Origin of the sequence: Streptomyces sp. NPDC127119, from assembly GCF_042677425.1 — a bacterium.
GTDB lineage: Bacteria > Actinomycetota > Actinomycetes > Streptomycetales > Streptomycetaceae > Streptomyces.
In genome coordinates this window covers 1-25,404 of sequence record NZ_JBHXTO010000030.1, presented here as the reverse complement: position 1 = coordinate 25,404, position 25,404 = coordinate 1, and the positions used below count along the sequence as shown (strand labels likewise).

Here is a 25,404-nt window from a genome sequence, read left to right as displayed (position 1 = left end):
CGTCGCAAGCGGCGGGGACGCCATCGTCATGAAGGAAGCCACGACACCGATGCCCCTGAGCACCCCAGAGCGCGCGCTGCCCACCGACGGGACACCGACACGCGTCGACGAACGCACGTGGACGGTGACGGCGGCCGGGGGGTCCGAGCCCCGGATCCGCTTCGACGCATCCGCCGGGCCCAGCGTGCTGCTCGCAGTCGAGACCGCCGGGACCAGCCAGAGTGCCGGGGCTGCCGGCCCCGCCGGGACCGCCGACACCGTGGTGTCCACCGACACCGCCGACACAGCGGGGCCCACCGACACCGTCGGGCAGCGACACCTTCTGCCGGACGACGGTTCGTCCCCCGTCCACCTGACGGGCTCCGGTGCGGCCTGGCTGCTTCCCCCACACCCCGGCGCGTCCGAGCCCGCCTGGCACGTCGTCGCCGACGGCGTGATCGAGCTGCACACCGACGGCGACCGCCGCACCCTCACCGTCCACGCCGGCACAGCCACCCTCGTCGCCCACCGGGCCCGCCCCCACGCCGACGTCGACGGAGCGCCCTTCGCCCTCGACCTCCCCGGCGGTGACGTCCTCGCCGACGCCCTCGCGGGCTTCTACTGGGGCACCGTCCTGCCCTGCGTCGTCGAGCGCACCACCGCCGCCGAGTACCCGGACCGCGACGGCTACGTGATCAGCACCCTCGCCGACAAGTACGTCGGCACCTATCCGGACGTCGACCACGAGTTCCAGATCAAGGGGCGGATGGCCTGGGGGAGCCGCACCGACCAGGACGTCGTACGGCGCATGCTCGACCTGCAGCTGCGCATGATGCGCGAGGACCCCCAGCAACTGTGGCGCGACCCCTGTGCCATCCAGCCGGACGGCGACCGTGAGTACCACGTACGCAGGAACAGCCTCGACGGCTCCCAGAACGCCGTCATGTTCCTCGTCACCGGCAACGTCGAGGTGCTGGAGTCCGCGTGGCTGTACTTCGCACGTACGAAGGACACCGGCTGGCTGCGGGAGCGCATCGAGGACCTGGAGGGCGCGGCGTCCTGCGTCGTCGACTGCATGGACCGGCAGGGACGACTGTGGTCCGACGTGTACTACGAGGACCAGGTCATCAAGGACGGGCGGGAGACCATGGCCGCCTCGCTCGCCGCTAACTCCTTCGAACTCCTCGCCGCCCTGGAGGACGTCCTCGGCCGCGACGAGCAGGCCCGCTCCTACCGGGAGTCGGCCGCGCGCCTCGCCGCCGCCGTCCGCGCTCCGCTCCCGGCCGGGCACTGGGACGGCGCCACCAGCCGCTTCGTCGACTGGATCGACCGCTCAGGACGCGTCCACGACCACGTGCACCTCCTCGCCAACGTCCTCCCGGCGATGTTCGGGCACGCCGACGGCACGCAGACCGAGCACGTCCTCGCGCTGATCGACCGCGAACTCGACGAGTTCCAGCGCTTCCCGACCTTCCTCGCCGCCCGCGTACAGGACTACACCGACGACGAGATCGGGGACGGCGGACCCTACGACCTGTGTGCCGCGGGCAGGTACTGGTGCTGGGACGCCGCGTTCTGGTCGTGGCGCCGCAACGGGGGGATGCTCCGCCGGCAGCTGGAGACCGTCGCCGCACAGGGGGCCTCGGACGACTACGTCATGGGCGAGCGCTACGACATGAACCACGTCCATTACGTGGACGGGTCCGACTGGCACGGCGCCGCGCACTATTACGAATACCCGTGTGTGTACGCCTGGGTGCTCTTCACCGAGTACCTCGGGGTCCGTTCGACGCTCACCGCGGACCTGCTCATCGCCCCCCAGGTCGTCGGCTCGGGCACCGTGACACTCGGCCAGCGAGCCTACGAACTCACCTACCGGATCGACCAGGACGGCTTCGAACTCGTCAACGACGCAGGACGAACACGCTCGTTCGAGCTGGACCTCTCGGCACTCGGCGGCACCGGCGACGGCACGAGGGGCCCCGCCGTGCCGCGTACGGTCTCGCTCGGACCCGGCGAGTCGGTCCGCGTCGCGCTGCCGGACACCAAGGCCACCACCGGAGCGGAGGGCCAGGCATGAGCGCCCCGCGCCTGCTCGACATCGACCTCGGCACCACCCCGTTCAGCCGCCGCGGGTCCTACTTCGCCGTCTCACGCGTCACCGACCAGCAGGACGGCGGCGTCTACCTGCGGACCGTGCGCGGTGACGCCCGCCACCGCGAGATCGTCCGCCTCCTCCTGGACGGCGGCACCGAGGCCCAGTCCCGCACCACAGCGGGGAAGTTGACCCTTCAGCACGGCACCACCCGGGTCGAAGCGGTCCTGGACGGACCCGGCCGGGCCTGCCTCCGTGTCCGGGAGGGCTCCCTCACCCTCGACTTCCGCGCCACCTCGCAGTACGACGCCGTCTTCCAGGAGAACGACAACACCTGGCGGTTCATCGACAGCGGCGCCAACCGCAACTACCGCATCCGTGTCATCGGCGGTCAGACCCGGTTCGACGCCCGCTGGGACGGCGTCCGCAACTCCGAGGCGCGGCTGAGGATCACCGCACCCGACGGCACGGCGACGATCGTCGTCGACGAATACGGCAGCGCCGTGCCCACCGCCCCCCTCGACGACCCGGACGCCCTCGCCGCCGTCGCCCAGGCCGACTTCGACACCTGGTGCCGTACACACGGCGGCGCCGAACGCGACGACCCGGTGATGGGCGACACCGTCCGGCTGGCCGCGTTCGTCACCTGGGCGGCCATCGTGCCGCCGGGCGGCGCACTGCGACGCGAGTCCATGCTCATGTCGAAGAACCGGATGACCAACGTGTGGAGCTGGGACCACTGCTTCAACGCCATGGCCCTGTGGCGGGACCCGCGGGCGGCGGCCGACCAGCTCTTCGCCGTCTTCGACCACCAGGACGAGCACGGCTGCCTACCTGACTACGTCAACGACGCCGGTGTCGAACGCAACTTCGTCAAACCACCGATCCACGGCTGGTCCATCGCCCACCTCATGGACCGCGGCGGCCTCACCGACGACGCGACAGCCGCGCTGTACGAACCGCTGCGCCGGTGGACCGAGTGGTGGTTCGAACATCGCGTGTACGGCGACGACGGCATCCCGTCCTACAACCACGGCAACGACTCCGGATGGGACAACGCCACGACCTTCGGCGTAGGCGTGCCCGTACAGAGCCCGGACCTGCTCGCCCACCTCGCGATGCAGATGCAGACGCTCGCGCTGATCGCCCGCCGCACCGGCCGCCACGACGAGGCGGCGGCGTGGACGCGACGGGCCGCCGCGACCGTGCGGACGCTGTGCGACCGGTTCTGGACCGGAGAGCGCTTCGTCGCACGGGACACCCTGACCGGCGAGGTGATCGACTCGGAGAGTCTGCTCACCTTCATGCCGCTGATCCTCGGAGACCTCCTGCCGGCCGCACTGCGCGACACGACCGTGCGCCGCCTCCTCGACGGTGGCTACCTCACCCCCCACGGGCCCGCCACCGAGCCACCGGGCAGCCCCCACTACGAGGCCGACGGCTACTGGCGCGGCCCCATCTGGGCGCCGTCCACGATGCTGCTCGCCGACGGACTGCGCCGCAGCGGGCAGCCCGACCTGGCGGACGACATCGAGACCCGGTTCATGGCGACCTGCGCGGGAGCCGGCATGGCGGAGAACTTCGACGCGATGACGGGCGCCGGCCTGCGTGACCGCAGCATGACGTGGACCGCCTCGGTGTACCTGTCGATGGTCTCCGATCGCGCCGAGCGCCGGGCCCTCGCCGCCGACACCCTGTGTGAGCGTGCGTCATGAGCCGCTTCGGTGCCTTGGCCTGCTCCTTGCTCCTTTCCTCGCCCCGTTCCTTGCTCAGGCGGCGGTGAAGGCGGGGTAGTCCGTGTAGCCCTCGCTGTGGCCGGCGTAGTGGGTGTCCTGGTCGTCGTCGGCCAGCGGGTGGCCGTGGGTGAAGCGCTCGACGAGGTCGGGGTTGGCGATGAAGGGGGCGCCGAAGGAGACCGCGTCGACGACGCCGTGGTCGAGGATCTCGTTGCCGAGGGCCTGGGTGAAGCCGAGGTTGGCGACGATGTTGCCCTGGTAGTGGGCGCGGTAGCGGGAGAAGAGGGCGAGGCGCTCCTCGATGGTGCCGGGGGTGCCCAGAAGGTGCAGGTAGGCGAGGTCGCTGTCGTTGAGCTTCTTGAGCAGCTGGTCGTAGTCGGCGAGTGTCTCCTCGTCCGCGGTGAACGCGGCTCCGCTGATCCAGCCCGGGGACATCTTCACGCCGATACGGTCGCCGCCCCACACGTCGCTGACCGCGTCGAGGATGTCGAGGAGGAACCTGGCCCGCTTCTCGCTGCTGCCTCCGTAGGCGTCGGTGCGCCGGTTGAGACGGGGGTTGAGGAACTGCGGGATCAAGTGGGAGACCTGGGCGTGGATTTCCACGCCGTCGAAGCCGGCGCGGCGGGCGTTCTCGGCCGCACGGCGGTAGTCGGCGATGGTGTCGGCGATCTCCGCGGCGGTGTAGGCGCGCGGGGTGACGGTGTCCTTCGGGCCTGAGGAGGTGTAGGACTTCTCGCCGGGGTTGACGGCAGAGGGTCCGGCGGGCAGGCGGCCGTCGAGGTGGTCGGGGTGGGAGGCTGCTCCGACGTGGCCGAGCTGGGAGACGATCCGCCCGCCCGCCCCGTGGACGGCTTCGGTGACCTTCGCCCAGCCGGCGGTCTGCGTGTCGGTGTAGATCCCCGGGACGTTGATGTAGCCGATCGCGTCGGCGTTGACCCAGGTCCCCTCGGTGACGATCAGTCCGGCACCGGCGCGCTGCGCGTAGTAGGTCGCCTGCAGGTCGGTGGGGGCGAGCTCGGCGTTGTGAGCGCGGGCGCGGGTCATGGGGGCCATGACGATGCGGTTGGGGAGCTCCAGCGCGCCGAGGCGGACGGGCTGCAGCAGGGGCTGGGTGGTCATGAGTGACTTCCTTGTGCCGAGGGGTGGATGAGGAGAAGGACGAGGGATGGAAGAGGGGGGAGGGGGCGAGGGGGAGGGGGTGGGGGTGAGGAATGGGCGGTGAGGAATGGGGGTGGGCCCGGCTCCGGGGGTCCCGCTCAGTCCTGTTTGAGTGCGTGCAGGCCGGAGAGCGGCCCGCCGAGTTGCATGAGGCGTCCGCCCTCACGCAGGGAGCCGAGGTCGACGGGGGCGAACCCGAAGTCCGCGGTGAGGTCCTTGACGGTGGTCTTGGCGTCGGCGTCGTCACCGGCGAGGAACAGCACCTGGCGCCCGGCCGGGTGACGCGGATCGGCGGCGATGTACTGGCCGTAGAGGGTGTTGAACGCCTTGACGACGCGCGCGCCGGGGAGCAGTGAGGCGACGTGTTCGCTGCCGGTCAGCTCGCCCAGGTCGGCGATCTTCGTGTGCGGGGGCAGGGACGCGAACTGGTTGGTGGCGTCGATGACGATGCGTCCGGCGAAGTGCGGCAGGCCGGCGGTCGCGTCCGCGATCTGGGGCCAGCCGACCGCGAGGAGTACGAGTTCCGCCGCGGCGGCTTCCTCCGGGGTGCCGGCGTGGGCGAGCGGTCCGAGTTCGTCGGCGAGCCCGGCCAGGGAGGCGGGGCCGCGGCTGTTGCTCAGGACGACCTGATGGCCGTGGGCCACGGCATGACGGGCGATGGCCTGGGCGACGACTCCGGAGCCGAGGGTTCCGATCTTCATGGCGGTGTCCTTCGTGGGGTTCAGGATGCGGGGCTGGTGAGCAGGACGGTTCCGCTCTTGCCGGGGCGGCGGACATGGTCGACGGCCTTCGCGAAATCGGCGAGGTCGTACTCGGCCGCGACCTCGAAGAGCTCCGCGTCGGTCGCGGCCAGACGGGCGGCGAAGGCGACGTCCTCGGCCCGTTCCTCGGGCGCACGAGTCATCCACCGGCCGATGGACACGCCCCGCACGGTCAGGTCCCTCGCTGTCAGCGCGACCGACTCCAACGGCGTGCTGCCGGAACCGAGTTGTCCGTAGGTGATCAGCGTGCCGCCGTCGTCGAGCAGGCCCGCCAGCTCACCGGTCAGGGATCCGCCCACCGCGTCCAGCACGACCTGGGCACCCTGGCCGCCGGTCGCGTCCCGGACCTGAGTACGCCAGTCCGCGTCGGCCGTCGAGATGGCCGGCAGAGTGGGGAAGCGCTGCCGCAGGGCCTGTGCTCCCGTGGCGCTGCGTACCAGGTTGACCAGCGGGATGTCGTGCCTGAGCGCTGCCGCGCTGACCAGCTTGCCCACCGACGAACCGGCGGCCGTCTGCACCACCGGACCTGCCTGGCCGTGCCGGGCGTCCTCGACAGCCCGCAGCAACATGAGCAGGGTGAGCGGGTTGACCAGCATCAGCGCCGCGGTCTCGTCGCTGACGCCCTCGGGTACCGGCACCACCAGATCGGCCGGTGCCGTGAGGAGTTCGCTCCACGCGCCCGGCACCGGGAAGAACGCGACCCGCTGACCGGGCCGCAGATCCCGCACGCCCTCACCGACGGTCTCGACGACGCCCATTCCCTCCAGGCCGGGAATCCGTGGCGTGGCGAACGGCTGCTGCGACGCGCCCGGAAATCCCTGCACTCCCGCCAGGTCGCCGGGGTGGACGGGCCGGGACAGCACCCGCACCCGAACCTGCCCGGCCGCGGGCGCAGTTGGGGGTGGCTGCTCGCTCAGGCGCAGTACCTGCGCGGCTTCTCCGTGCTGGTCATAGGTGATGGCACGCATGACGCTCCCGTTCCATGGGTCTTTGATGATGTGCATCATTGAAACTCTTGTTATGATGAGAGGCATCATTGAAAACGTCAAGTCGATTGCGACGCGAGAGGACGGCCATGCCGCGGATCACCAAGGAGGACAAGGCCCGCAACCGGGAGAACATCCTCGAAGCGGCGGGCCGCATGTTCCGCTCGCAGGGCATCGACGCGGTCGGCATCGCCGAGCTGATGAAGGAGGCCGGGCTCACCCACGGCGGCTTCTACAACCACTTCGCCTCCAAGGACGACCTGGTCGTGGAGGTGTGCGGGGCCTCCTTCGCCGCCTCCCTCGGGAGCCTGGCCCGGACGGTGGAGGACGGTCCGGACCAGGGCGGCACCCCGCTGGAGCGGGTCGTGGCCGGATATCTGTCCACCGCACACCGTGACGCCCCGGACGGCGGCTGCCCTTCCGCCTCCCTGGTCACCGACGCGGGACGGCACAGCGAAGGCGTGCAGAGCGCGTACGCCGAAGGGGTCGAGGGCTATCTGACCGGCTTCGCCGCCGAGTTCCTGCGCGAGGCCGAGGAGGAGGGCCGCGCACTCGACCCGGGCGAGGCCCGTCGTAGGGCCATGCGCCTGCTCAGCGAGATGGTCGGCGCGATGATGCTCGCCCGGGCGATACGCCACGTCGAGCCCGAGCTCTCCGAGGAGATCCTGCGGACCGGCCGCGGCCACGCCCTCGACTGACGCGGTTCAGCGCCGTCGCGGACAGGGGTGCCCGGAGGGGCCGTTGAGGCCGGGGCCGGGACCATCCGCCCGTCGGCCGGGACTCATGAACGGGCACCTGAGCGCTCGCCGGTGCCGCCGGTGCCGCCCTGGCGGGCGGGCCGCGTGCGGCTCGGACACGCGGCCCGTGCAGGACACTTGGCCAGTGCGGGTCACATAACCCGGTCACCGCCGTCGTCGACGTCGGGCTACTCCTCGGAATGGGTGAGGAGGTGGTCGACGGCCTCGGTGACGTCGTCGACGGTGTGGTGGGGTGTGGCGAGGCCTTCTGGCCAGGGCCGGCCGCGGACCCAGATCGCACGCAGGCCAGCGTTGTAGCCACCGGCGATGTCGGTGAGCGGGTCGTCGCCGGTCATCCAGTCGCCGGGGGTGAGCTGGGTGCCGCATCGTGCGGCGGCGAGTTCGAAGAGCCGCGCATCGGGCTTGCGGAGGTCGATGTCTCCGGAGGCGGCGATCCCGTCGATCAGCTCGGCGAGGCCGGTGGCGCGGATCTTGGCCCGCTGGATGTCGCTGGCGCCGTTGGTGGCGACGCCGATGCTCCAGCCCGCGTCCTTGAGCCGGGTCAGGCTCGCGAGGACAGCGGGGCGGCAGGTGACGGCGGCTGCCATGCGGTCGACGTAGACGCGCCACAGATGGCCGGCGGACTCGCTGAGCTCGAAGGTGGCGGCAAGGCGGTCGAAGTCGCTGCGGTCGGCCCGGTCGGCGAGTTCGGTGAGCAGCCAGTGCTCGATGTCCGGACCGTAGCCGTGGTCGTGGCTGAGGGAGGCTATGGCATCCGCGAAGGCGGCCGTACGGTCGATGAGGGTGCCGTCCAGGTCGAACAGAGCGAGGCGCATGGGGGCGACCCTATCTGGGTTGCCACCTGCACTGATCCGCCTCCGACAGCGCCCCGGCGACTGCGCGTCCGGGACGGGGGATCCGGGGGATCGGGGCCGCATGCAGGGGCCGTCCCCCGGGCGCGCGGGGACGGTTCCGGTCCGCGGGAGTCCTGCGCCCGGCCGAAGGGGTGCAGCACATCCACGACTTCGTGACGGAGGTGTTCGGCGTGGCCGAGTACCGGGAGCAGGTCGTGGTCTGCGCTACCCGCGGGGCTCCAGGCCGTCCAGGATGACGCCGATCAGGCGGGTGCGGGTCTGCGCGTCCGCGGTGGCCTGGGCGGCCCGTCCGGCCGCGATCAGCAGGGCGATCAGATCGTCGAACGACACGTCCTCGCGTACGGCCCCGGCGGCTTGAGCGCGCTGGAGCAGGGCGCCGACGGCCGAGCGCAGCCGGGCCGTGACCTCGGGGTCGGCATCCATCTGTAGATCGCTCAGGGCGTCGGCGAGGATCAGTTTCTCGGCCGACGTGGTGGCGATGTCGGTGAAGAACTCCCGGAACCAGGTGGGCGGGGCACTGTCGGTCCCGATGGTCGAGGCGCGGGCGGCCAGGAGTTCAAGGCGCTGCTCGTACACCGCCTTGAGCAGGGATTCCTTCGTCGGGAAGTGGCGGAAGACGGTACCGATTCCGAGTCCGGCCCGTCGGGCGATCTCCTCCGTCGATGCGGTGACCCCGTGTTCGACGAAGACCTCGTCGGCGGCTCGGAGTACGGCGGACCGGTTGCGTGCGGCGTCGGCTCGGGGAGACACGAGAACCCTTCCTTGACAAGCGGAGTCGTCACTCCGTAACGTCTTTTACCGGAGTGGTCACTCCGATTCTAACTTCTGGAGGCAATCATGCCCGACAACGCGGTTCGTGGTCCCCGTGAGGTGTTCGAGCTTCTGCTGAAGTCGCTCGCAGACCGGGACCTGACGACGGTGTTCGGTCTGTACGCCGAGGACGCGGTGGTGCGGCAGCCGTTCGCCAAGCCGGTCGAGGTCGTGCTGACGGGCCGGACCGAGATCGAGCAGCACCTCGCCGCGCTCGGTACGGCCCCGATCACGCTGTCGCCGCGGAACATCGAGGTGCACGAGACCACCGACCCGCAGGTGGTCGTGGGGGAGTGGGACAACGACGTCACCCGGACGACGGACGGCACGACGGTGACCACGCACAACATCGCCGTGTTCTGCGTCCGGGACGGACGGGTCGTGTGGTCGCGCGACTACCACGACCACGCCGCCCTGGCCGGCCTGCTGTCGTGACCTGAAGCCCGATCGGGTTTCAACGGTTGGCCGCCGGCTGACCCGATCAGCAGCAGGTCGAGCCCCTTCTCCCGCCGGACCATTCCATCGAGTCTCCCGCCAGACCGTTCCACCGAGCGGATGCCGACAGGACAGGCTCCCTGGTCTCCCCGGCGCAACGACGGCACGGCCGGGCTCGTTCCCGCAACCACGCGCGCGGGTACGAGCCCGGCCACCGGCACGTGGATGCAGGAGCCCTCGTTCCCCCTTCGGAATTGCCTCGTGTTCCGCCCCGGTGACAGACCCGGAGCTGTAACCCCCGCTCACCCTGGGGCACATCCAGCTGATCCACCGCCCGCGGAACTCATCGGTGCTGCTCACGTCCGCGTACCGGACTTGCCCCTGACATCAACGTCAGCTCCTACGCTCCGGGCAGCCGGCCAACAACGCCGGCGGAACCGACGGACGACGGAGTGGAACCTCATGAGCACTGACGACATCATCGACGGCCTCATCCCCGCCGACATCCTCGCTTCGGACACGCCGGTCGCGGTCTACGGATACGCCCGGGCCAAGGCGGGCGAGGAGGGCCGGTTGCTGGGCGAGATCCAGGCGATCATCGGCCTCACCCGCAAGGAGGACGGATGCGAGCAGTACGTGGTGCACACCACGCCGGATCAGCCGGGCGCCTTCGCCTTCTATGAGCGCTGGTCCTCCGGCGCCCACCTGCTGGCGCACGTCTCGCAGCCGTTCATGCAGACGTACTTCGCCGCTATCGCCGACCTGATCGAGACAGCACCGGAGGCCCACTGGCTGCACCCTCTCGCCTGACCCACGGCCAAGGGCCGGGGCCGCGCGCCACGCGGAACCCCGGCCACCTCCGGTGAGCACTGTCGGTTGCACTGCATTGCTTGAACCTCGCGCGGCGTGAGGATGCATCGTTGCTCCATGACCACCGCGGAAACCTGGAAGGTGGGCCGGTTTGCCGAGGCCAGCGGGCTGACCGTGCGCACGCTGCACCACTGGGACACCATCGGTCTGCTCAGCCCCTCACAGCGCTCCACGGGCGGGCACCGGGAGTACAACGAGGAAGACCTCGTCCGTCTGTATCAGGTGCTGGCGCTCCGCAGTCTGGGGCTGGCTCTGGACACCATCGCCATCTAGATTCAGGTCCCGCGGACTCGCACCGCCGCACTGGGACCTGCGATGCGCTACCTCCGTGAGGTCGAGTGGCCTGAGCTGTACCGCAGGGCGGAACGGCTTCGTGTAGCCGGAACTCCTCCGGCTGATCGGGAGATCCGTCGGCTGGTGGCCCGCATGGATGAGCTGAGCGCATGGTTCACCGGCGGCGATGCCGGTATCTCCGCCGGTGTGAGGGCTGCCTGGCAGGACGATCCAGCCGCCATGTCCGGAGACGGCGGTGCTCCCGCCGACGACTGGCGAAAGCTTGCCGACTACCTGGACCGCGTCCGCAACAGCCCCGCCTGACCAACACCGACGACACGGTGGAGGTGTCTGCCTCCTGGACGGCCCGGCCCGAGCCGCTGGATAGGGTCGCGGTGTGGACCGTAGCAGCAGAGAGTCGGAGGACGCGTTTGCCGGGGGAGCGGGAGGTGGGCTGTCGTTCCGTGCTGCTCGGGCGTTGTGGTGGGGGTCGGCGCTTCTGGTGCTCGGGGTGTTGGGTCCCTCCGTGCTCGTCGCCGGCATGGACCACGGTTGGCGGGCGCCCGTGGCGTTGGGCCTGGTTCTTGCGCAGGTCTGTGCTCTGAGGTGGTTGGCGCGCGCTCCGGTGGCCGTACTGGCCGTGGTCGCGGTGGCGGGGCTGGGAGTGTGGGTACTGCTGCCGACGGTGACCTTGACGGGGGCGCTGCTCGCCGCGCAGGTCGCGTTGTGCGTGGTGTCCGCCACCAGGCCGCGGCGGGTGTCGGTCGGGGCGCTCGCGGCGATGGTCCTTCCGGCGCCCCTGGCGTACGGGGCGGGTGGCCCCGCGGGGCTGGCGGTCTATCTGCTGGCGGTGGTCCTGGCGTGGACCGCGGGGCAGTGGCGCAGGGCGCAGCGGGAACGGGCGCGGGCGGAGTTGCGCCGGGCGGTGGTGGAGGAGCGCGCACGGATCGCGCGCGAGGTGCACGACGTCGTGGCGCACACCCTGTCGGTGATGGTCATTCAGGCGGGCGCCGCCGACGACGTGTTCACCCGGCAGCCCGAACAGGCGCGTCAGGCGCTACGGGCCATCGAGACGGGCGCACGCTCTGCGCTGGGTGAACTGCGTCTGCTGCTGCGCGCGTTCCGGCCCGAGGCGGAGGAGGGCGGGGTGGGGGAGGAGCAGGAGCCGGGGCCTTCGCTCGCGGGCCTGGACGAGCTGGCCGACACGGTGCGCGCGACCGGGATGACGGTGCACGTGCACCGCGAGGACGCCACCACCGGGCTGCCGGCCACGGTGGATCTGGCGGCGTACCGGATCGTCCAGGAAGCCCTCACCAACACCTTGCGTCACGCGGACGGCGCCGATGAGGTGCACGTACGCGTGACATCCGAGGGCGGGTGCGTGCTGGTCACGGTGGTCGACAACGGGCGTACGCCTCAGGGCAGGGGCCGTACGGCCCAGGGCAGGCCGGTCGCGGTGGGGGCGGGGCGCGGTCTGGTGGGGATGAAGGAGCGCGCGCATCTGGTGGGCGGCAGCCTGCGCGCCGGAGCGCTGCCCGGCGGCGGGTTCGAGGTGGCGGCGCGGCTGCCGGTGGAGCGTACGTCATGACACTTCGTGTGGTGGTGGCCGACGACCAGGCACTGGTCCGTACCGGATTTCGTATGATCATCGACGCGCGGGACGACCTCACGGTGGTCGGTGAGGCGTGCGACGGCCGGGACGCGGTGCGGCTGACGCGGGAACTTGAGCCCGACGTCGTGCTGATGGACGTACGCATGCCCGGCGGCGTGGACGGTATCGAGGCGACCCGGCAGATCGCCGAGAGCGGCAGTCGGGCCCGGGTGCTCGTGCTGACCACCTGGGACGTGGACGCGCACGTGGTCGCCGCGCTGCGGGCCGGGGCGAGCGGCTTCCTGCTGAAGGACATGCGCCCCGGCGAACTCGTCGACGCGATCCGGCTCACCGCGCGCGGCGACGCGCTGCTGGCGCCGGCCGTGCTGAGCCGTGTTCTCGACCGGTTCCTGCGCACGACGCCCGACCCGGCACCGCCGCCCGCCCTGCGGGATCTGTCCGGCCGGGAACGGGAGGTGCTCACGCTGATCGGTCAGGCGCTGTCGAACGCGGAGATCGCCCGGCGGCTGCGCGTGTCGGAGGCCACCGTCAAGAACCATGTCACCGCGGTGCTGCGCAAACTGGGCCTGCGCGACCGCGTCCAGGCGGTTGTCGCCGCCTACGACCACGGACTCGTGCAGCCGCGCCGCCCCTGAGCACGCCGTCTCCTCCTCAGGGAGGAGACCGGGCCGCGATCCTCCCACGCTCCCAGTGCCGGTCCCTCCGCGCGGCCGATCCGCGCCCGGGGCACGTGCCCATAACGTCGAGGTGTGAACGATGACTTGGCCTGCCTCATGTATCTGCTCGCCCACGACGACGCGGCCCAAGGGCCCTACAACCGGTCCCGCACGCAGCTGCTGGTGCGCGCCGCCGCCCTGATCGACCTCGCGTCGCGCGGCCGGCTGGTCGAGGACGCCGACACGGTGACCGTGTCCGGCACCGAGCCGATCGGCGACCCGGTCCTGGACGGAGTTCTGCGCGACGCCGCGGGCGGGCACGGCTGGAAGCACCTCGTACGCCGCCACCGCAAGCGCACCCTGACCCAGGTGGAGGACCGACTGGCCAGGGCGGGCCTGCTGACCGTGAAGGCGCCCCGCACTCCCTTCGGCACGCGGCGGCTGACCGTGACGGACCACGCCGTACCCGCCGCCCTGCGCGCCCGCGTCATCGCGGTGCTGCACGCGGACGGCCCCGTACGGGACATCCCCGTCGCCGACGCCGCGCTGCTGGCGCTGGCCGTGGCGGGCAGTATCCGCTCGGTCGTTCCACGGCAGGACCAGAAGGCGTTCCGGGCCCGTATCGACGCCTGCACGCGGCGTCTCGCCGCCCTCGCGCCCGGCCTGGAGAAAGCTGTACGCGCTCTGCCGACGACCATGATCGCCGCGCAAGGCGGCATGGGCGGCAGCTGACCGAACGGGGAGACGATCACCATGCACCGCGTCCTGACCAGCCTGGGCTGCGCCCTGACGGCCGTACTCGCCACGGCCTGGTCCGCACCACCACCGACGGAACCGGCCCGGCCCGCCACCACTCCTGCCGCTGCCGCTGCCGCTGCCGCTGCCACTGCTTCTGCTTCTGCTTCTGCCAGTGACAGTGCCGCCGCCACGACGGTACGTACCCGCGACGGCCTGGTGAGGGGCGCCGCCCATGACGGCTACCGCACCTTCGAGGGCATCCCTTACGCCGCGCCCCCGGTCGGCAGCCTGCGCTGGGCGGCGCCCCACCGCCCGGCCCCCTGGTCCGGGACACGGGACGCGACCCGGCCCGCGAGCCCTTGCCCGCAGCCGTCCGGCGAGGTGCCCGGCGGCAGCACCGACGAGGACTGTCTCCACCTCAACGTCACCACGCCCGACGGCGCGGGACCGACCCGCCCCCGGCCGGTCATCGTCTGGCTGCACGGCGGCGGCTTCACCACCGGAGCGGGCAGCTCCTACGACGCCCACCGCATGGCCACGCGCGGCGACGCAGTGATCGTCACCGTCAACTACCGCCTCGGAGCCCTCGGTTTCCTCGCGCACAGCGGACTGCCCGGCTCCGGCACCTTCGGCCTGGCCGACCAGCAGGCCGCGCTGCGCTGGATCCGCACCGAGATCGGCGCCTTCGGCGGAGACGCGCACAACGTGACTCTGGCCGGCGAGTCGGCGGGCGGCTACAGCGTCTGCGCCCAGTTCGCCTCACCCGCAGCCGCAGGGCTCTTCGACCGGGCGATCATCGAGAGCGGCCCCTGCACAGGGCGCCCCGACCGGCCGTTCGCCCCGTCCTCCGTCCCCCTGACCGAGGCGCGTGCCACGGGCGCGGACCTCGCGGCACAGGTCGGCTGCGGCTCCGCGCGCCACGTCCTGGCCTGCCTGCGGCGCGTGGACGTCCCCCGTCTGCTCGCGGAACAGGACACGGACCAACAGCCCGCTCACACCACCCCGTTGCTGCCGAGCGATCCCGCTGCGGCGATCGCTGCCGGCCGTTTCCAGCACGTTCCCGTACTCATCGGCAACAACCACGACGAGGGCAACGGCTGGACCGCCGGGATCGTACAGGCCGGCCATCCCGTCACCCCTGACACCTGGCCCGACGTCGCGGCCACCTTCTTCCCCTCCCCGGGGCAGGCGAAGGCGATCGTCCGCGAGTACCCGGTGCACGGCACCGATGGGGGACCGGTGTTCGGTGCCGTCATCGGCGACGCGAACTTCGCCTGCCCGACCGTGCGCACGGGGAGCCTGTTGGCGGATCATGTACGCGTCTGGCGCTACGAGTTCGCCGACGAGCACGCCCCGCCACTCACCTCGGGTACGCCGCCGTTCCCGCTCGGCGCACCGCACGCGAGCGAACTGCCCTACTTGTTCGACCTGGGAGGCCGTCCCCGAGACCTGACCGCAGCACAACACCGGCTGGCCGCCACGATGATCGACTACTGGACGCGCTTCGCCCGCACCGGCGACCCCAACGGCCCGTCGTCACCGCCTTGGCCCCGACAGACGGTGCTGTCCCTGGCGCCGGACCACATCGTCCCCACTCGTACGGCGTCCACTCGCCACTATTGCGGGTTCTGGGACGCCCTCGGGTGACCGTGGAGCCGGCTGCCGACTTGCTCCGCCAAGTTGCTGAGCGAGGGTGGCTTGGGACCGTGCCCACAGCGGGTCGGGCGCCGAGTAGGGGACCTGGGGAACTGGCCGGCGGCCCTGAACTCGCTGATCGGGGCGGCTGGTACCGGTGCAACGAACTCGGGCCAGTCGCCGGGTCGCGAAGGTACGTAGTGATTACCCATGCGACGGCGTGCTGCCCGCCAACAGGATGTCGGTCGGAACGGAACCACTGAGCAAGCAAGAGGGAACCACTTGATGACATCACGGAACAAGGTCATGCAGGGAGTGGCTGTCGCCGCTTTCGTCACGGCGACGGCGCTGGCGGCGCCGTCATCGGCCGCTGCGCATGAAGCGAAGCCCGGTGGCGGGACCTATCAGGAGTGCCGGGGCGTGACCGTCGACAAGAGCGCACCGGTCGTCAGCCGCGCCACCGTCCTCATCAAGGCGCCGGTGACCACGATCTGGGACCTCCACACGGACATCGACGCGTGGGACACCTGGATCCCGGAGATCACACCGGCGCGGAAGCAGACGCCGGGTCCGCTTCGGCAGGGCTCGGTCTTCGAGTGGTCGCCGCAGAGCATGCATGTCACGTCTACGGTCAAGTCCGTCGCGCCGCGCAGGTGCACCGCTTGGGCCGCGCCCGTGAACGGCATCGACGGTGTCCACCTGTTCACCTTCAAAAAGGTCAAGGGCGGCGTGCTCGCCACCACCGAGGAATCGTGGGCCGGCGCGCCCGTGGAGGCCGACATCCCCGGGAACCAGGCCGCTCTCGACGCAGGCCTCGCAGACTGGGTGAAGCGGCTCAAGACCACGGCCGAGTCGACGAGTTGCGGAAAATAACTCGCCGCTGAGCCGACTGCGGCCTTCGCGCCGCAGTCGGCTCGGCAACCCATCACCCAAGGACGATCAGTGACCCGTATCCCCTCCTTGTCCTCCAATCCGGACCATCCCGATCGTCAGTACGCGCTCGGTCAGGAACTCCGGGTCTCGGTCCTCACCTCGGCGGAGGAGACCGACGGCCGTCATGATGTGACGGATTCCTTCATGCTCGCCGGTGCGGCCACACCGCTGCATGCCCACACCAGGTACGAGGAGCGGCTCTGGGTCTCCTCCGGCTCGCTGACGGTATGGGCGGGTGACGAGAAGGTGACCTTGCGGGCGGGAGACTTCTACACCATCCCCCTGCGCGTACCCCATGCGATAGCGGCCGGTCCGGACGGCGCCCGCGCCCTCAACATCTCCACACCGGCCGGATTCGCCGAGGTCATCGCCCGTACGGCCACGCCGCTCCACCTGTTCACGGACGCGACCGCACTCGATGTGGAGCTCTTCAACGCCGTGGCAGAGGAACTGGGTGACCTTATCCTGGGTCCACCCGGGACCACACCCGCCGACCTCGGGTCAAAGCCCCCGGGATCCATCTGACGCTCCCAGAGGCCGGCCCGCGCGGAGCCACGTCGCGGACCTGCCTTGCGCGGGTTCACCCAGGAGCAGAGGGCGCACCCAGTCACTGATCTCGCCGCGGTAGCCAGTGCAGTCGAGCGGCTCGCCCAGCCGCTCGACTGCACCCGGTGGGCCTCACCTCGTCCGAAGCACCAGCCGGGCGAGGCAGCCCGATCCGGCGACGTCGGAGCAGCAACAACCTCCGCGGCCTTCAGGCAGGGTGAGCCCGGCTCCCCGCGCGCCACGCGCATGGCCAGGAGCACGGTGGCCCGGGGTAGCCGGCGAGTGATACCGAGGTGATACGACGAAGGCAAGGCGTGAGGGCAGGCGGGGTGCCGGAATGGCACCTGCGGTGGCCCTCGTATTGGACCACCTCGGCATCACCCTGGACGATGCCGTCCTCGCCGGGCCCTGGCCCAGCCTGACTCTCACCGCGGACGACGCATCGGTGGGACCACTGTGCGACACCTACGCGGGCGAGGGGCCGGTTCCGCCCGGCACTGTCGAGATCCTGCGGCCGAACTGACGAAGTCAAGGATGCCGTCGGCTCCGGATCTAGGTCAGGTGCGCGAGTGAGCCGATGACACGTTCGGGGATGCCCTCGGGCCAGAGGAAGGACGGCGAGACGACACGCTGGTGGGCGAGTCCGTGCAGGCCCGCCCACAACGCCATCGCGTCGGCGGACACATCCGTGCTGGTGGCCGCGCCCGCGGCGACACAGGCGCCCAGGGCGTCGATGAGCATCAGCAGGGACGACGCGCCGAGTACGACGAGATCCGTCTCGGTCAGCGAGCTCTCACCCAGGCGTGGCCTCCACAGGCCGCCGAACATCGTGCGGTAGCGCTGAGGGTGGCGCCCGGCGAAGTCGAGGTAGGTCGCGCAGACGGCCAGGAGCCGTTGCCGTGGATCGCCGCCGGCCCGCTCCACCGCCGCGCCCAGGCTGCTCTCCAGTCCGGCGAACTCCCGTTGCACGACGGCCAGCATGATGGCCGGCTGATCCGGGAAGTGCGGGTAGATCGAGGGGGTGGCGATGCCGACCCTGCGGGCCACCGAGCGCAGCGTGACGGCGTGTTGCTCACCCGTCTCGTCGAGCAGTTCGGCCGCAGCGTCGATGATCTCCTCGCGCAGACGCCCGCCTTCTCCACGGCGATTGTGTGCGCGGGCCGGGGGAGCCTGCCCCGAAGCCGAAGCCGAAGCCGAAGCCGAAGCCGAAGCCGAAGCCGAAGCCGAAGCCGAAGCCGCCGCAGCCGGCGCTCGTGCCGATCCCGTTCGCTTCACCTCGTCACCTTCCGTCGTGGAGTGGGTAGCGCGACCGTGCCCGAACAGCAGTGGCCCGACCAGCAAAGGACCAGCCAGCAAGGGGAGTTGCGGAGCGCCGGATGTCACACCTGGGGAACGATGACGACCTTTCCGGCGACGGTGCGGGACTCGGCGAGCTGCAACGCGGCGACGGTGTCGGTCAGGGCGAACTTGGCGGCGATCTGCGGGACGAGGGCGCCGTCGGCGACCAGGCCAAGGACCTGGGTGAGGTCGTCGGTCATGCGCTGCTGCCAGGTCTTCTGGCAGCGACGCTTGCCCGCCCAGAGGTTGTAGAAGTGGGCGCTCCTGCCGTTGGGCAGGGCGTTCCAGGTGTTGAGGCGGGCGAAGAGTTTGAGGACGGGGAGCTGGGAGTTGCCCTCTTCGTCCTTGCTGGCCGCGGTGCCGTAGGAGACGAGTGTGCCTCCGCGGCGCAGCAGTTGCCAGGAGTCCTCGATGGCGGGGCCGCCGACGTGGTCGAAGACCGCGTCCACGCCGTCGGGGGCCAGTTCGCGGATGCGGGTGTACATCTCCGGGTCGCGGTAGTCGACCGGGGTAACGCCCAGGTTCCGCAGGGCGTCGTGATGGCGGGGTGACGCGGTGCCGATGACAGTGATGCCGGCGTGCCGGGCGAGCTGGACGAGGGTGGAGCCGACGCCGCCGTTGGCGCCGAGGACCACGATGGTCTGGCCGGTGCGGACCTTGGCGGTGCGGTAGAGCATCTGCCAGGCGGTGACGCCGTTGACGGTGACCGTCTCGGCGACGGCCGGGTCGATGTCGTCGGGCACGGGCATAAGGTCGGCGGCGTCGACGGTCAGATGGCTGGCCCAGGCGCCGGTCTTGGTGATCGCGGCGAAGCGGCGTCCCACGAGCGTGGCGTCGGTCCCGGGGCCGGTCGCGACGACGGTGCCGACCAGGTCGTAACCGGGGACGAAGGGGAACGGCGGCTGGTCGTAGTACTTGCCACGGCGCATCTGCTGCTCGGCGAAGCACACCCCGGTGGCCTCCATCCGCAGCACGACCTGGCCCTTGCCCGGGGCCGGCAGCTCATGGGTCCGGGTCTCCAGTCCTTCGGGCTCGACCTTGCCCGGCAGGACGATCTCGGTCGCGGTGATGGTGGGTGTGGTGCTGCTCATGGCGTGCTCCCGTGGGTTCCTGCCGTGTAGTTACGTCCGTAAGGCTATAGGTGTTAGGTCAGGTCAAGCAAGGGGCTACGGGTATAAAGTTACGCGCGTAAGTCTCCGATCTGGGCATGAAAAAGGGCGCGACCGGATTCGAGTCGGTCGCGCCCTCTTCATCAGTCCTGGTTCAGGGCGATCTGTCCACGGATCGCAGATCGGGCCGGTCCCTGAGCTGCCGACGCGAGTTGATGCCCAACTTGCGGTAGATGCTGCGCAGGTGGGCGTCCACGGTGCGTGGACTGATGAACAGCCGCGAGGCCACTTCCTTCGATGTCGCGCCCGTGGCGACCAGTCGCGCGATGTGCAGTTCCTGCATGGTGAGTTGGTCACGGGCGAACCCCGTGCGGCTGCGCGCCGTCTCTCCCGTGGCGCGCAGCTCGTCGGCGGCTCGCCGGGCGAACGCCTCCAATCCGGCACCGGAGAACAACTCGTGCGCCGTACGCAGCTGGGGCCGGCAGTCCTGCCTGCGGCCCTGGCGCCGCAACCACTCCCCGTACAACAGGTGGGCCCTGCCCCGGTACGGGAGCAGCGGTGTGTCGGTGAGGCGGTCGATCGCTTCCCGGTAGTCGCTCTCCGTTCCCTCCACCAGCCCCCGCGCGTACGCCGCGATGCCCAGGCCGGAAGGGGTGCCACTGGCCTGCGTACGTTCGGTCAGCGAGGCCAGCGCGTCGACGGCCGAGGCGTGGTCACCGCATCGTACGGCGGCTTCCACCAGCTCCGGCAGTGCGAACCCGGCGACGAAGAGTTCCCCGTCGGCTGCGGCACGTCGTGCGGCAGCCAGTGCCTCCTGGTATTCGGCCAGGCCGTTGTGGAGCACCGCGCTCGCCCAGTGGATGTTGGAGATGATCTGTCCCGTGGCGGTGGCTGTCGCGGTGACGGCTTCGAACAGCGCGACAGCCTCCTCGCGGCGTCCGCGCATCGCGGCGAGTTGCAGCCGGTGGTAGATGACGGTGGGCGCACCGGTCGCGTCGGCGATCGCCTCCTCCTCGGCGAGCGCGGCCATCGCCTCGTCGAGGTCGCCGGTGAGGGCGGCGGCGGAGGCGGCCTGGGCGAGACCGAGCCGCAGGACCAGCGGTGATCCCGACGCCCGGCCGTTCTTCAGCAGCCACTCGATGATCCGCATGTGGGTGACCGGGTCCCACAGCTCGGCCGCGAGGATGATCGCGAGCGCTGGGTGTCGGGCCCACAGCGGGCCCTCCGCACCGTCTAGGGCCTCCTTGATCAGGGGCACGGCCGCATGGTGTCCGTCCGAGGTCAGGGTGTCCAGCGCGTCCAGGATGTCCGGGGCGTGCGGCGAGGTGGTCGTGGCCGCGGTCCTGGCCTCGGCGAGGACCATGCCCATCACCCCGTTCGCGCGTCCGACGAGCAGACTCATTTCGAGCGCTTCCACATAGCTCTCCCGGGAGCGCGCGGGATCCAGCAACGCGAACCGCCGCGCGGCGCGCAGCATGGCCGCCGGGCCGTCGCTGCCGTCGACCCGGGCCAGGGCGATTCGGCCGCGCAGCAGATCGGCCTCCGCCTGTTGCAACTCGTACGAGCCCGAGCCCGAGCCCGAGCCCGAGCCCGACTCCGATCCCGATCCCGAGTCCGAGCCGGTCCCAGGGCCGGTGCCCGAGCCAGGGGCCGAGCCTTCGACCGTCGCTAGCAGAGCGGTCGTCGTGAGCAGCGCGGCAGCCCTGTCGGTGGCGCCCGCGTCGAGATGGGCGCGCGTGGCCGCGAGGGTCCGTTCGATACGCCGTTCGGTGTCGAGCGACAGCTCCGCCGCGCGTTCGAGGAAGGCGGCCGTGGCCACCGCGCCACCACGGGCCAGGGCGCGGGACGCCGAGCGCTCCAGCTCCGCGGCGACGTTCTCGTCCGGGACGGCAGAGGCCTGTGCGCGATGCCACGCGCGCCGGTCGGGGTCGGTGACCGGGTCGGTCACGTCGGCCAGCGCGCGATGGGCCTGCTGACGCTCACCCGCCGTGGCGTCGTCGTACGCCGCGCTGCGTGCCAGTGGGTGGTAGAAGCGCACGCGGGCGCCGAACTCGACCAGTCCGGTCGCGGCGGCGGCCGTACCGGCCGTTGCCAGGTCGATGTCCAGCCTGCGTGCCGCGGGCCACAACAGGCCAGGATCGCCGGTCGGGTCGGCACCGGCGAGCGTGAGCAGGAGCCGCGCCTGCGCGGGCAGACCGGACAGCGTGGTCCGGAATCCGTGGCCGACCCGGTGCGGCACCGAGGCCGGTTCGGGCGGGGCGAACCCACCGGCCCTGGGCAGGGCGAGCAGAGCCAATGGGTTGCCCCTGGCCTCGGCCACCAGCCGGTCACGTACCTGCTCGTCGAGCGTCTCGTGGCTCTGCCGGGCGAGCAGTGCCCGCGCTTCGGCGTCGCTCAGCCCGTCGACGTTCAAGCCTGGGAGGGCCTCCAACTCACCTTCTCCGTACGGCAGTCGGACGGCGAACACCATGGCCACCGGCTCGGCGAGGACGCGCCGGGCGAGGAAGGCCAGTGCCTTTGACGAAGCCGCGTCGAGCCAGTGCGCGTCGTCGATCACACACAGCACGGGGCGTTCCCGGCCGGCCGCCGTGAGCAGCCCCAGCGTCGCCAGGCCGGCCCGGAGCACGTCCGGGGTCCCGGACGCCAGGTCGAAAGCGATCTCCAGGGCCTGGCGCTGCTGGACGGGCAGTTCGGTCAGGCGGTCCATCACCGGGAGGCAGAGCTGGTGCAGTGCGGCGAACGGTAGTTCCGCCTCGTGCTGGGCCCCGCCCGCCCGGAGGACCTGGAACCCGGACGCCACCTCCTGCGCGCGCTCAAGCAGCGTGCTCTTGCCGATTCCTGCCTCACCGCGCAGGACCAGAGTGCCGCCCCGGCCTGCCCGCGCCGCGCCGATCAGCTCACCGAGGCGCTGTGTCTCGTACTGCCTGCCGAGCAGCGGACCGCGAGTATGGGCCAACGTTTGCACAGCGCGTAGCCTACCGAGCCGGCGGCGGACCTCGATCCGGTCCCGGGGAACGGGTGATTCAGAAGAATATCGGGTGTTTTCGGGCGGTGCGGGTTTCGAGGGCGGTTCTCAGGAATGATGGTGTGTCGGCTGCACGACGCCGACCTTCTCGTCCTTGCCGAGGACGACGAACTGGCCCATCATCCCGTCGTCCTCGTGCTGCAACAGATGACAGTGGTACATGTACGGCGTGTTCGGATCGGTGTGTCCGCGAAAACGCATCGCCAGCCGGTAGTGCTTTCCCTGGGCCAGCAGGACGGTGTCCTTCCAGCCGCGCAGGTGCGGTTCCGGCTTCCCGCCGCCGACGGTCAGCACCTGGAACTGCACGTCGTGAACGTGGAAGTTGTGCAGAAAGCCGTTGTCGTTGACCACGTCCCACACCTCGACCGTGCCCTCGCGGACCCCGAAGTCGATCCGGTCCATCGCCATCGACCTGCCGTTGATCTGGTCCGACGCGAGCACGAAGGAGCGTTCCCGCGCGGCCTTTTCGCCGGCGAGGTCCGGTGCGACACCGAGGGTGTCAGGGAGGGTGCCGACGTCGGACAGGGTGGCCGCGGCCCGGAACTGGCAGATGTCGAGACGGTCGTCGAAGCCGTCGATCCGACCCAGCGTGCCGCCGTACTCGGACGGGTAGGAGCGCAGTTCGACCCGCTCGCCCGGCTTGAACGCCACCAGGATCTCCGCACGTTCGCCGGGTGAGAGATAGAGGCGCTCGGTGTTCCACGGCTCGGCGAGCAGACCGCCGTCGGTGGCGATGAGCGTGAAGCGCCGGTCGTCGGAGAACCCCAGGTTGTACAGGCGCGCGTTGGACCCGTTGAGCAGCCGCAGTCGTACGAGCTTGGTGGTGACGTCGACGTACGGTCCGATCGCGCCGTTGACGAGCACCTCTTTGCCGATCACGCCCACCGAGCCGCCCAGTGGCACTCGCTTCTCGAACTGGTTGTCCCCGTCGAACGCCCGGTCCTGAACGATCATCGGGATGTCGTCGACGCCGTACTCGGACGGCAGTGTCGATGCCTCGGAGTCCGCGTCGTCGACGATGAACAGTCCGCTGAGGCCCCGGTACATGTGGTCGGCGGTCGCTCCGTGCATGTGCGGGTGGTACCAGAGTGTCGCGGCGGGCTGGTCGACCGTCCAGCGCGGCCGCCAGGTCTCTCCGGGCGCGACGACCTGATGGGGTCCGCCGTCCATGGCCGCGGGAAGGTGCATCCCGTGCCAGTGGAGCGAGGTGTCCTCGTCCAGTCCGTTGCGCACGGCGAACTCGACCTGCTCGCCGCGCCGCACGCGAATCGTCGGACCGAGATACGTGCCGTTCACGCCCCAAGTGCGGGTCGTGGCACCGGCCTTGAACCGGGTCCTGCCCGACCGGATGTTGAGGGTGAACACCCGGGCCCCCTGCGCGCCCTTCTCCGACTCTGCCAGGGGCGGTATCGGCAGAACCTTGTCGAAGGCGATCTCGCCGAACGTGTCCTGCTGCGCGGCGTAGTAGTAGATGCCGTAACCACCACCAGCGAGGACAACCGCGCCCCCGGTGCCGAACCCGAGAGCCTTCAGCGCTGTGCGTCGTTTCATACGGTCACTGTCGTGCGCGGACCGGTCCCTTCGCGTCGGTGCAGATTACGTAGACCGGGTTCTCCACGGACGGTTTCGCCGGCGAGGCACACCGCCTCCACGCGCATGGCCGAGACATACGTACTTCCCACCGACGCGAAGGACCCACGCCGCGCGAGAGATTCTCCGGGGGCCCGTTCCAGCCGGGCCGCGCACACCGTACGCCGCTTGCCGTGACCTGTACGCCCCCGGACCGGACACCCCGAAGCACCCTCTCTTGGAGCACAGTTGCCCTATATACCCGTCAGTGACGTCGATCTCTACTCCGAATCGGCGCGCACCGACCCGTACGACATCTATGCCGAACTCCGGGCGGTCGGGCCAGTGGTGTACCTGTCCCGCTACGACCTGTACGCGTTGCCCCGCTACGACGAGGTGCGCGCCGCGCTGATGGACTGGCGGACGTTCTCCTCGGCGCGCGGCGTGTTCGTGGATCCGGGCGTGAACGCCCAGCTGGAGGGGATCACGCTGTGCAGTGACCCGCCCGAGCACACGGCGATGCGCTCGGTACTGGGACGGCCCCTGCGGTCGGATCGGATGCGCGAGGCGACTCCGCGGATCGAGGCCGAGGCCGACCGCGTCGTCGAACGGGTCGTCGGGCGAGGCCGGTTCGAGGTGGTCACCGAACTGGCGGAGTATCTGCCCATGACCGTGGTCTCGGACCTGGTCGGACTCCCCGATCACGGACGGGAGAAGATGCTGGAGTGGGCCGCGGCCATCTGGAACACCCAGGGCCCCGCCGACGACCGGGCAGCCGCGGCGGGACCCGCCGTCGAGGAGTTCATGGCCTTCGCCATGCATGACGCCGTGCCGGGAAAGCTCCACCCAGACGGCTGGGCCGCGCAACTCTACGAGGCCGCCGACCGTGGCGAGATCCCGCGCGACAAGTGCCCGGTGATGATGCTCGACTACGTCACGCCCAGCCTGGACACGACGATCCTCGCCATCGCCAACACGGTCGCGCTGTTCGCCCAGAACCCTGACCAGTGGCACCTGTTGCGCGCGGACCGCTCGTTGATCCCGCACGCGATCAACGAGTCACTGCGCCTGGAGACCCCGGCGCCCCAGTTCAGCCGGGTACTCACCGAGGACCACGAGATCGGCGGGGTTCCGCTGGCCGCCGGCTCACGGGTCGCGCTGCTCTACGCCTCCGCCAACCGCGACGAGCGTCACTACCCGGACCCCGCGCGCTTCGACATCACCCGCCGCCCCTCGGACCACCTCGCCTTCGGGCGGGGCGAGCACGTGTGCGTCGGAATGCACCTCGCCCGACTGGAGATGAGCACGCTGCTGGAACGACTCGCCGACCGGGTCGCCCGCTTCGACATCATCGAACGCCAACCGCTGATCAACAACGGGTTGCGCGGTCTGGACCGCCTGGAGGTGGCGGTCACACCTGTGTCTTGACGACAGGGCCTAGGCCCTGTCGTCAAATTCCCGCCTGCCGGCCGACGCCTGGCACGCCCTCTCGCCGCACCGGGCGAAAGCCCAAGTACGTCCAGTACGA

The 25,404-nt window shown here is 70.7% G+C and carries 24 protein-coding genes; 15 read left to right on the top strand and 9 right to left on the bottom strand.

The genetic code is table 11. From position 1 onward, the window contains the following. The first annotated feature begins 49 nt into the window (after window positions 1-49). Both ACFVH5_RS16205 and ACFVH5_RS16200 read left to right on the top strand, forming a co-directional pair. A complete protein-coding gene (locus ACFVH5_RS16205) occupies window positions 50-2,059 on the top strand; it encodes a hypothetical protein (RefSeq protein WP_385834323.1) in 2,010 nt (669 codons plus the stop codon). Continuing rightward, window positions 2,056-3,789 carry an amylo-alpha-1,6-glucosidase gene (locus ACFVH5_RS16200; protein WP_385834322.1) on the top strand — a complete coding sequence of 578 codons (1,734 nt, stop codon included), beginning with the start codon at window positions 2,056-2,058 and terminating at the stop codon, window positions 3,787-3,789. Before ACFVH5_RS16205 ends, ACFVH5_RS16200 begins: the two co-directional genes overlap by 4 nt. 54 nt (window positions 3,790-3,843) lie before the next feature. Here the strand turns inward: ACFVH5_RS16200 and ACFVH5_RS16195 are convergent, their stop codons facing one another. The 3 genes from ACFVH5_RS16195 to ACFVH5_RS16185 all read right to left on the bottom strand — a co-directional run bounded on the left by ACFVH5_RS16195 (window position 3,844) and on the right by ACFVH5_RS16185 (window position 6,697). Then, window positions 3,844-4,929, bottom strand: coding sequence for an alkene reductase (locus ACFVH5_RS16195; protein WP_385834320.1), 1,086 nt, complete (start codon window positions 4,927-4,929; stop codon window positions 3,844-3,846). Window positions 4,930-5,066: 137 nt separating this feature from the next. After that, window positions 5,067-5,669, bottom strand: a complete 603-nt coding sequence (locus ACFVH5_RS16190; RefSeq protein ID WP_385834319.1) for an NADPH-dependent F420 reductase — start codon at window positions 5,667-5,669, stop codon at window positions 5,067-5,069. A gap of 20 nt (window positions 5,670-5,689) precedes the next feature. Continuing rightward, on the bottom strand, window positions 5,690-6,697 hold the full coding sequence (locus ACFVH5_RS16185; RefSeq protein WP_385834318.1) for an alcohol dehydrogenase catalytic domain-containing protein: 1,008 nt from the start codon (window positions 6,695-6,697) through the stop codon (window positions 5,690-5,692). A gap of 107 nt (window positions 6,698-6,804) precedes the next feature. Here ACFVH5_RS16185 and ACFVH5_RS16180 point away from each other — a divergent pair, with 107 nt between their 5' ends. Beyond that, window positions 6,805-7,413 (top strand): TetR/AcrR family transcriptional regulator, encoded by a 609-nt coding sequence (locus ACFVH5_RS16180; protein WP_385834317.1) that lies wholly within the window; start codon window positions 6,805-6,807, stop codon window positions 7,411-7,413. A 227-nt stretch (window positions 7,414-7,640) separates the two neighbouring features. Here the strand turns inward: ACFVH5_RS16180 and ACFVH5_RS16175 are convergent, their stop codons facing one another. Next, window positions 7,641-8,288: an HAD family hydrolase gene (locus tag ACFVH5_RS16175; protein WP_385834316.1), complete on the bottom strand. Its 648-nt coding sequence runs from the start codon at window positions 8,286-8,288 to the stop codon at window positions 7,641-7,643. Between the two features lie 243 nt (window positions 8,289-8,531). Then, window positions 8,532-9,077, bottom strand: a complete 546-nt coding sequence (locus tag ACFVH5_RS16170) for a TetR/AcrR family transcriptional regulator (RefSeq protein WP_385834315.1) — start codon at window positions 9,075-9,077, stop codon at window positions 8,532-8,534. Between the two features lie 87 nt (window positions 9,078-9,164). Here ACFVH5_RS16170 and ACFVH5_RS16165 point away from each other — a divergent pair, with 87 nt between their 5' ends. The 11 genes from ACFVH5_RS16165 to ACFVH5_RS16115 all read left to right on the top strand — a co-directional run bounded on the left by ACFVH5_RS16165 (window position 9,165) and on the right by ACFVH5_RS16115 (window position 17,358). Then, window positions 9,165-9,572: a nuclear transport factor 2 family protein gene (locus ACFVH5_RS16165; RefSeq protein ID WP_385834314.1), complete on the top strand. Its 408-nt coding sequence runs from the start codon at window positions 9,165-9,167 to the stop codon at window positions 9,570-9,572. 462 nt (window positions 9,573-10,034) lie between these two features. Further along, a complete protein-coding gene (locus ACFVH5_RS16160; RefSeq protein WP_385834312.1) occupies window positions 10,035-10,382 on the top strand; it encodes a putative quinol monooxygenase in 348 nt (115 codons plus the stop codon). A gap of 117 nt (window positions 10,383-10,499) precedes the next feature. Then, entirely contained in the window at window positions 10,500-10,715 is a 216-nt protein-coding gene (locus tag ACFVH5_RS16155; protein WP_385834311.1) for a MerR family transcriptional regulator, read from the top strand. A gap of 153 nt (window positions 10,716-10,868) precedes the next feature. Further along, a complete protein-coding gene (locus ACFVH5_RS16150) occupies window positions 10,869-11,039 on the top strand; it encodes a hypothetical protein (protein WP_385834310.1) in 171 nt (56 codons plus the stop codon). 73 nt (window positions 11,040-11,112) lie between these two features. Next, on the top strand, window positions 11,113-12,303 hold the full coding sequence (locus ACFVH5_RS16145; protein ID WP_385834309.1) for a sensor histidine kinase: 1,191 nt from the start codon (window positions 11,113-11,115) through the stop codon (window positions 12,301-12,303). Further along, window positions 12,300-12,962, top strand: a complete 663-nt coding sequence (locus ACFVH5_RS16140) for a response regulator (protein ID WP_385834308.1) — start codon at window positions 12,300-12,302, stop codon at window positions 12,960-12,962. Before ACFVH5_RS16145 ends, ACFVH5_RS16140 begins: the two co-directional genes overlap by 4 nt. Before the next feature lie 114 nt (window positions 12,963-13,076). Further along, window positions 13,077-13,715, top strand: a complete 639-nt coding sequence (locus tag ACFVH5_RS16135; RefSeq protein ID WP_385834307.1) for a GPP34 family phosphoprotein — start codon at window positions 13,077-13,079, stop codon at window positions 13,713-13,715. 21 nt (window positions 13,716-13,736) lie between these two features. Continuing rightward, a complete protein-coding gene (locus tag ACFVH5_RS16130; RefSeq protein WP_385834306.1) occupies window positions 13,737-15,368 on the top strand; it encodes a carboxylesterase/lipase family protein in 1,632 nt (543 codons plus the stop codon). 273 nt (window positions 15,369-15,641) lie between these two features. Beyond that, entirely contained in the window at window positions 15,642-16,229 is a 588-nt protein-coding gene (locus ACFVH5_RS16125; protein WP_385834305.1) for an SRPBCC family protein, read from the top strand. Between the two features lie 69 nt (window positions 16,230-16,298). Continuing rightward, window positions 16,299-16,814, top strand: coding sequence for a cupin domain-containing protein (locus tag ACFVH5_RS16120; protein ID WP_385834304.1), 516 nt, complete (start codon window positions 16,299-16,301; stop codon window positions 16,812-16,814). A 358-nt stretch (window positions 16,815-17,172) separates the two neighbouring features. Further along, window positions 17,173-17,358 carry a hypothetical protein gene (locus ACFVH5_RS16115; RefSeq protein WP_385834303.1) on the top strand — a complete coding sequence of 62 codons (186 nt, stop codon included), beginning with the start codon at window positions 17,173-17,175 and terminating at the stop codon, window positions 17,356-17,358. 29 nt (window positions 17,359-17,387) lie between these two features. Here the strand turns inward: ACFVH5_RS16115 and ACFVH5_RS16110 are convergent, their stop codons facing one another. From ACFVH5_RS16110 to ACFVH5_RS16095, 4 genes are all read right to left on the bottom strand, one after another. Next, window positions 17,388-18,110 (bottom strand): TetR/AcrR family transcriptional regulator, encoded by a 723-nt coding sequence (locus ACFVH5_RS16110; protein ID WP_385834302.1) that lies wholly within the window; start codon window positions 18,108-18,110, stop codon window positions 17,388-17,390. Between the two features lie 104 nt (window positions 18,111-18,214). Continuing rightward, a complete protein-coding gene (locus ACFVH5_RS16105) occupies window positions 18,215-19,264 on the bottom strand; it encodes a medium chain dehydrogenase/reductase family protein (RefSeq protein ID WP_385834301.1) in 1,050 nt (349 codons plus the stop codon). A gap of 172 nt (window positions 19,265-19,436) precedes the next feature. Next, window positions 19,437-22,247, bottom strand: a complete 2,811-nt coding sequence (locus tag ACFVH5_RS16100) for an AAA family ATPase (RefSeq protein ID WP_385834300.1) — start codon at window positions 22,245-22,247, stop codon at window positions 19,437-19,439. A gap of 108 nt (window positions 22,248-22,355) precedes the next feature. After that, window positions 22,356-23,858 carry a multicopper oxidase family protein gene (locus ACFVH5_RS16095; protein WP_385834299.1) on the bottom strand — a complete coding sequence of 501 codons (1,503 nt, stop codon included), beginning with the start codon at window positions 23,856-23,858 and terminating at the stop codon, window positions 22,356-22,358. A gap of 267 nt (window positions 23,859-24,125) precedes the next feature. Between ACFVH5_RS16095 and ACFVH5_RS16090 the strand changes: the two genes are divergently transcribed. Next, window positions 24,126-25,304: a cytochrome P450 gene (locus ACFVH5_RS16090; protein WP_385834298.1), complete on the top strand. Its 1,179-nt coding sequence runs from the start codon at window positions 24,126-24,128 to the stop codon at window positions 25,302-25,304. Window positions 25,305-25,404: the final 100 nt, after the last annotated feature.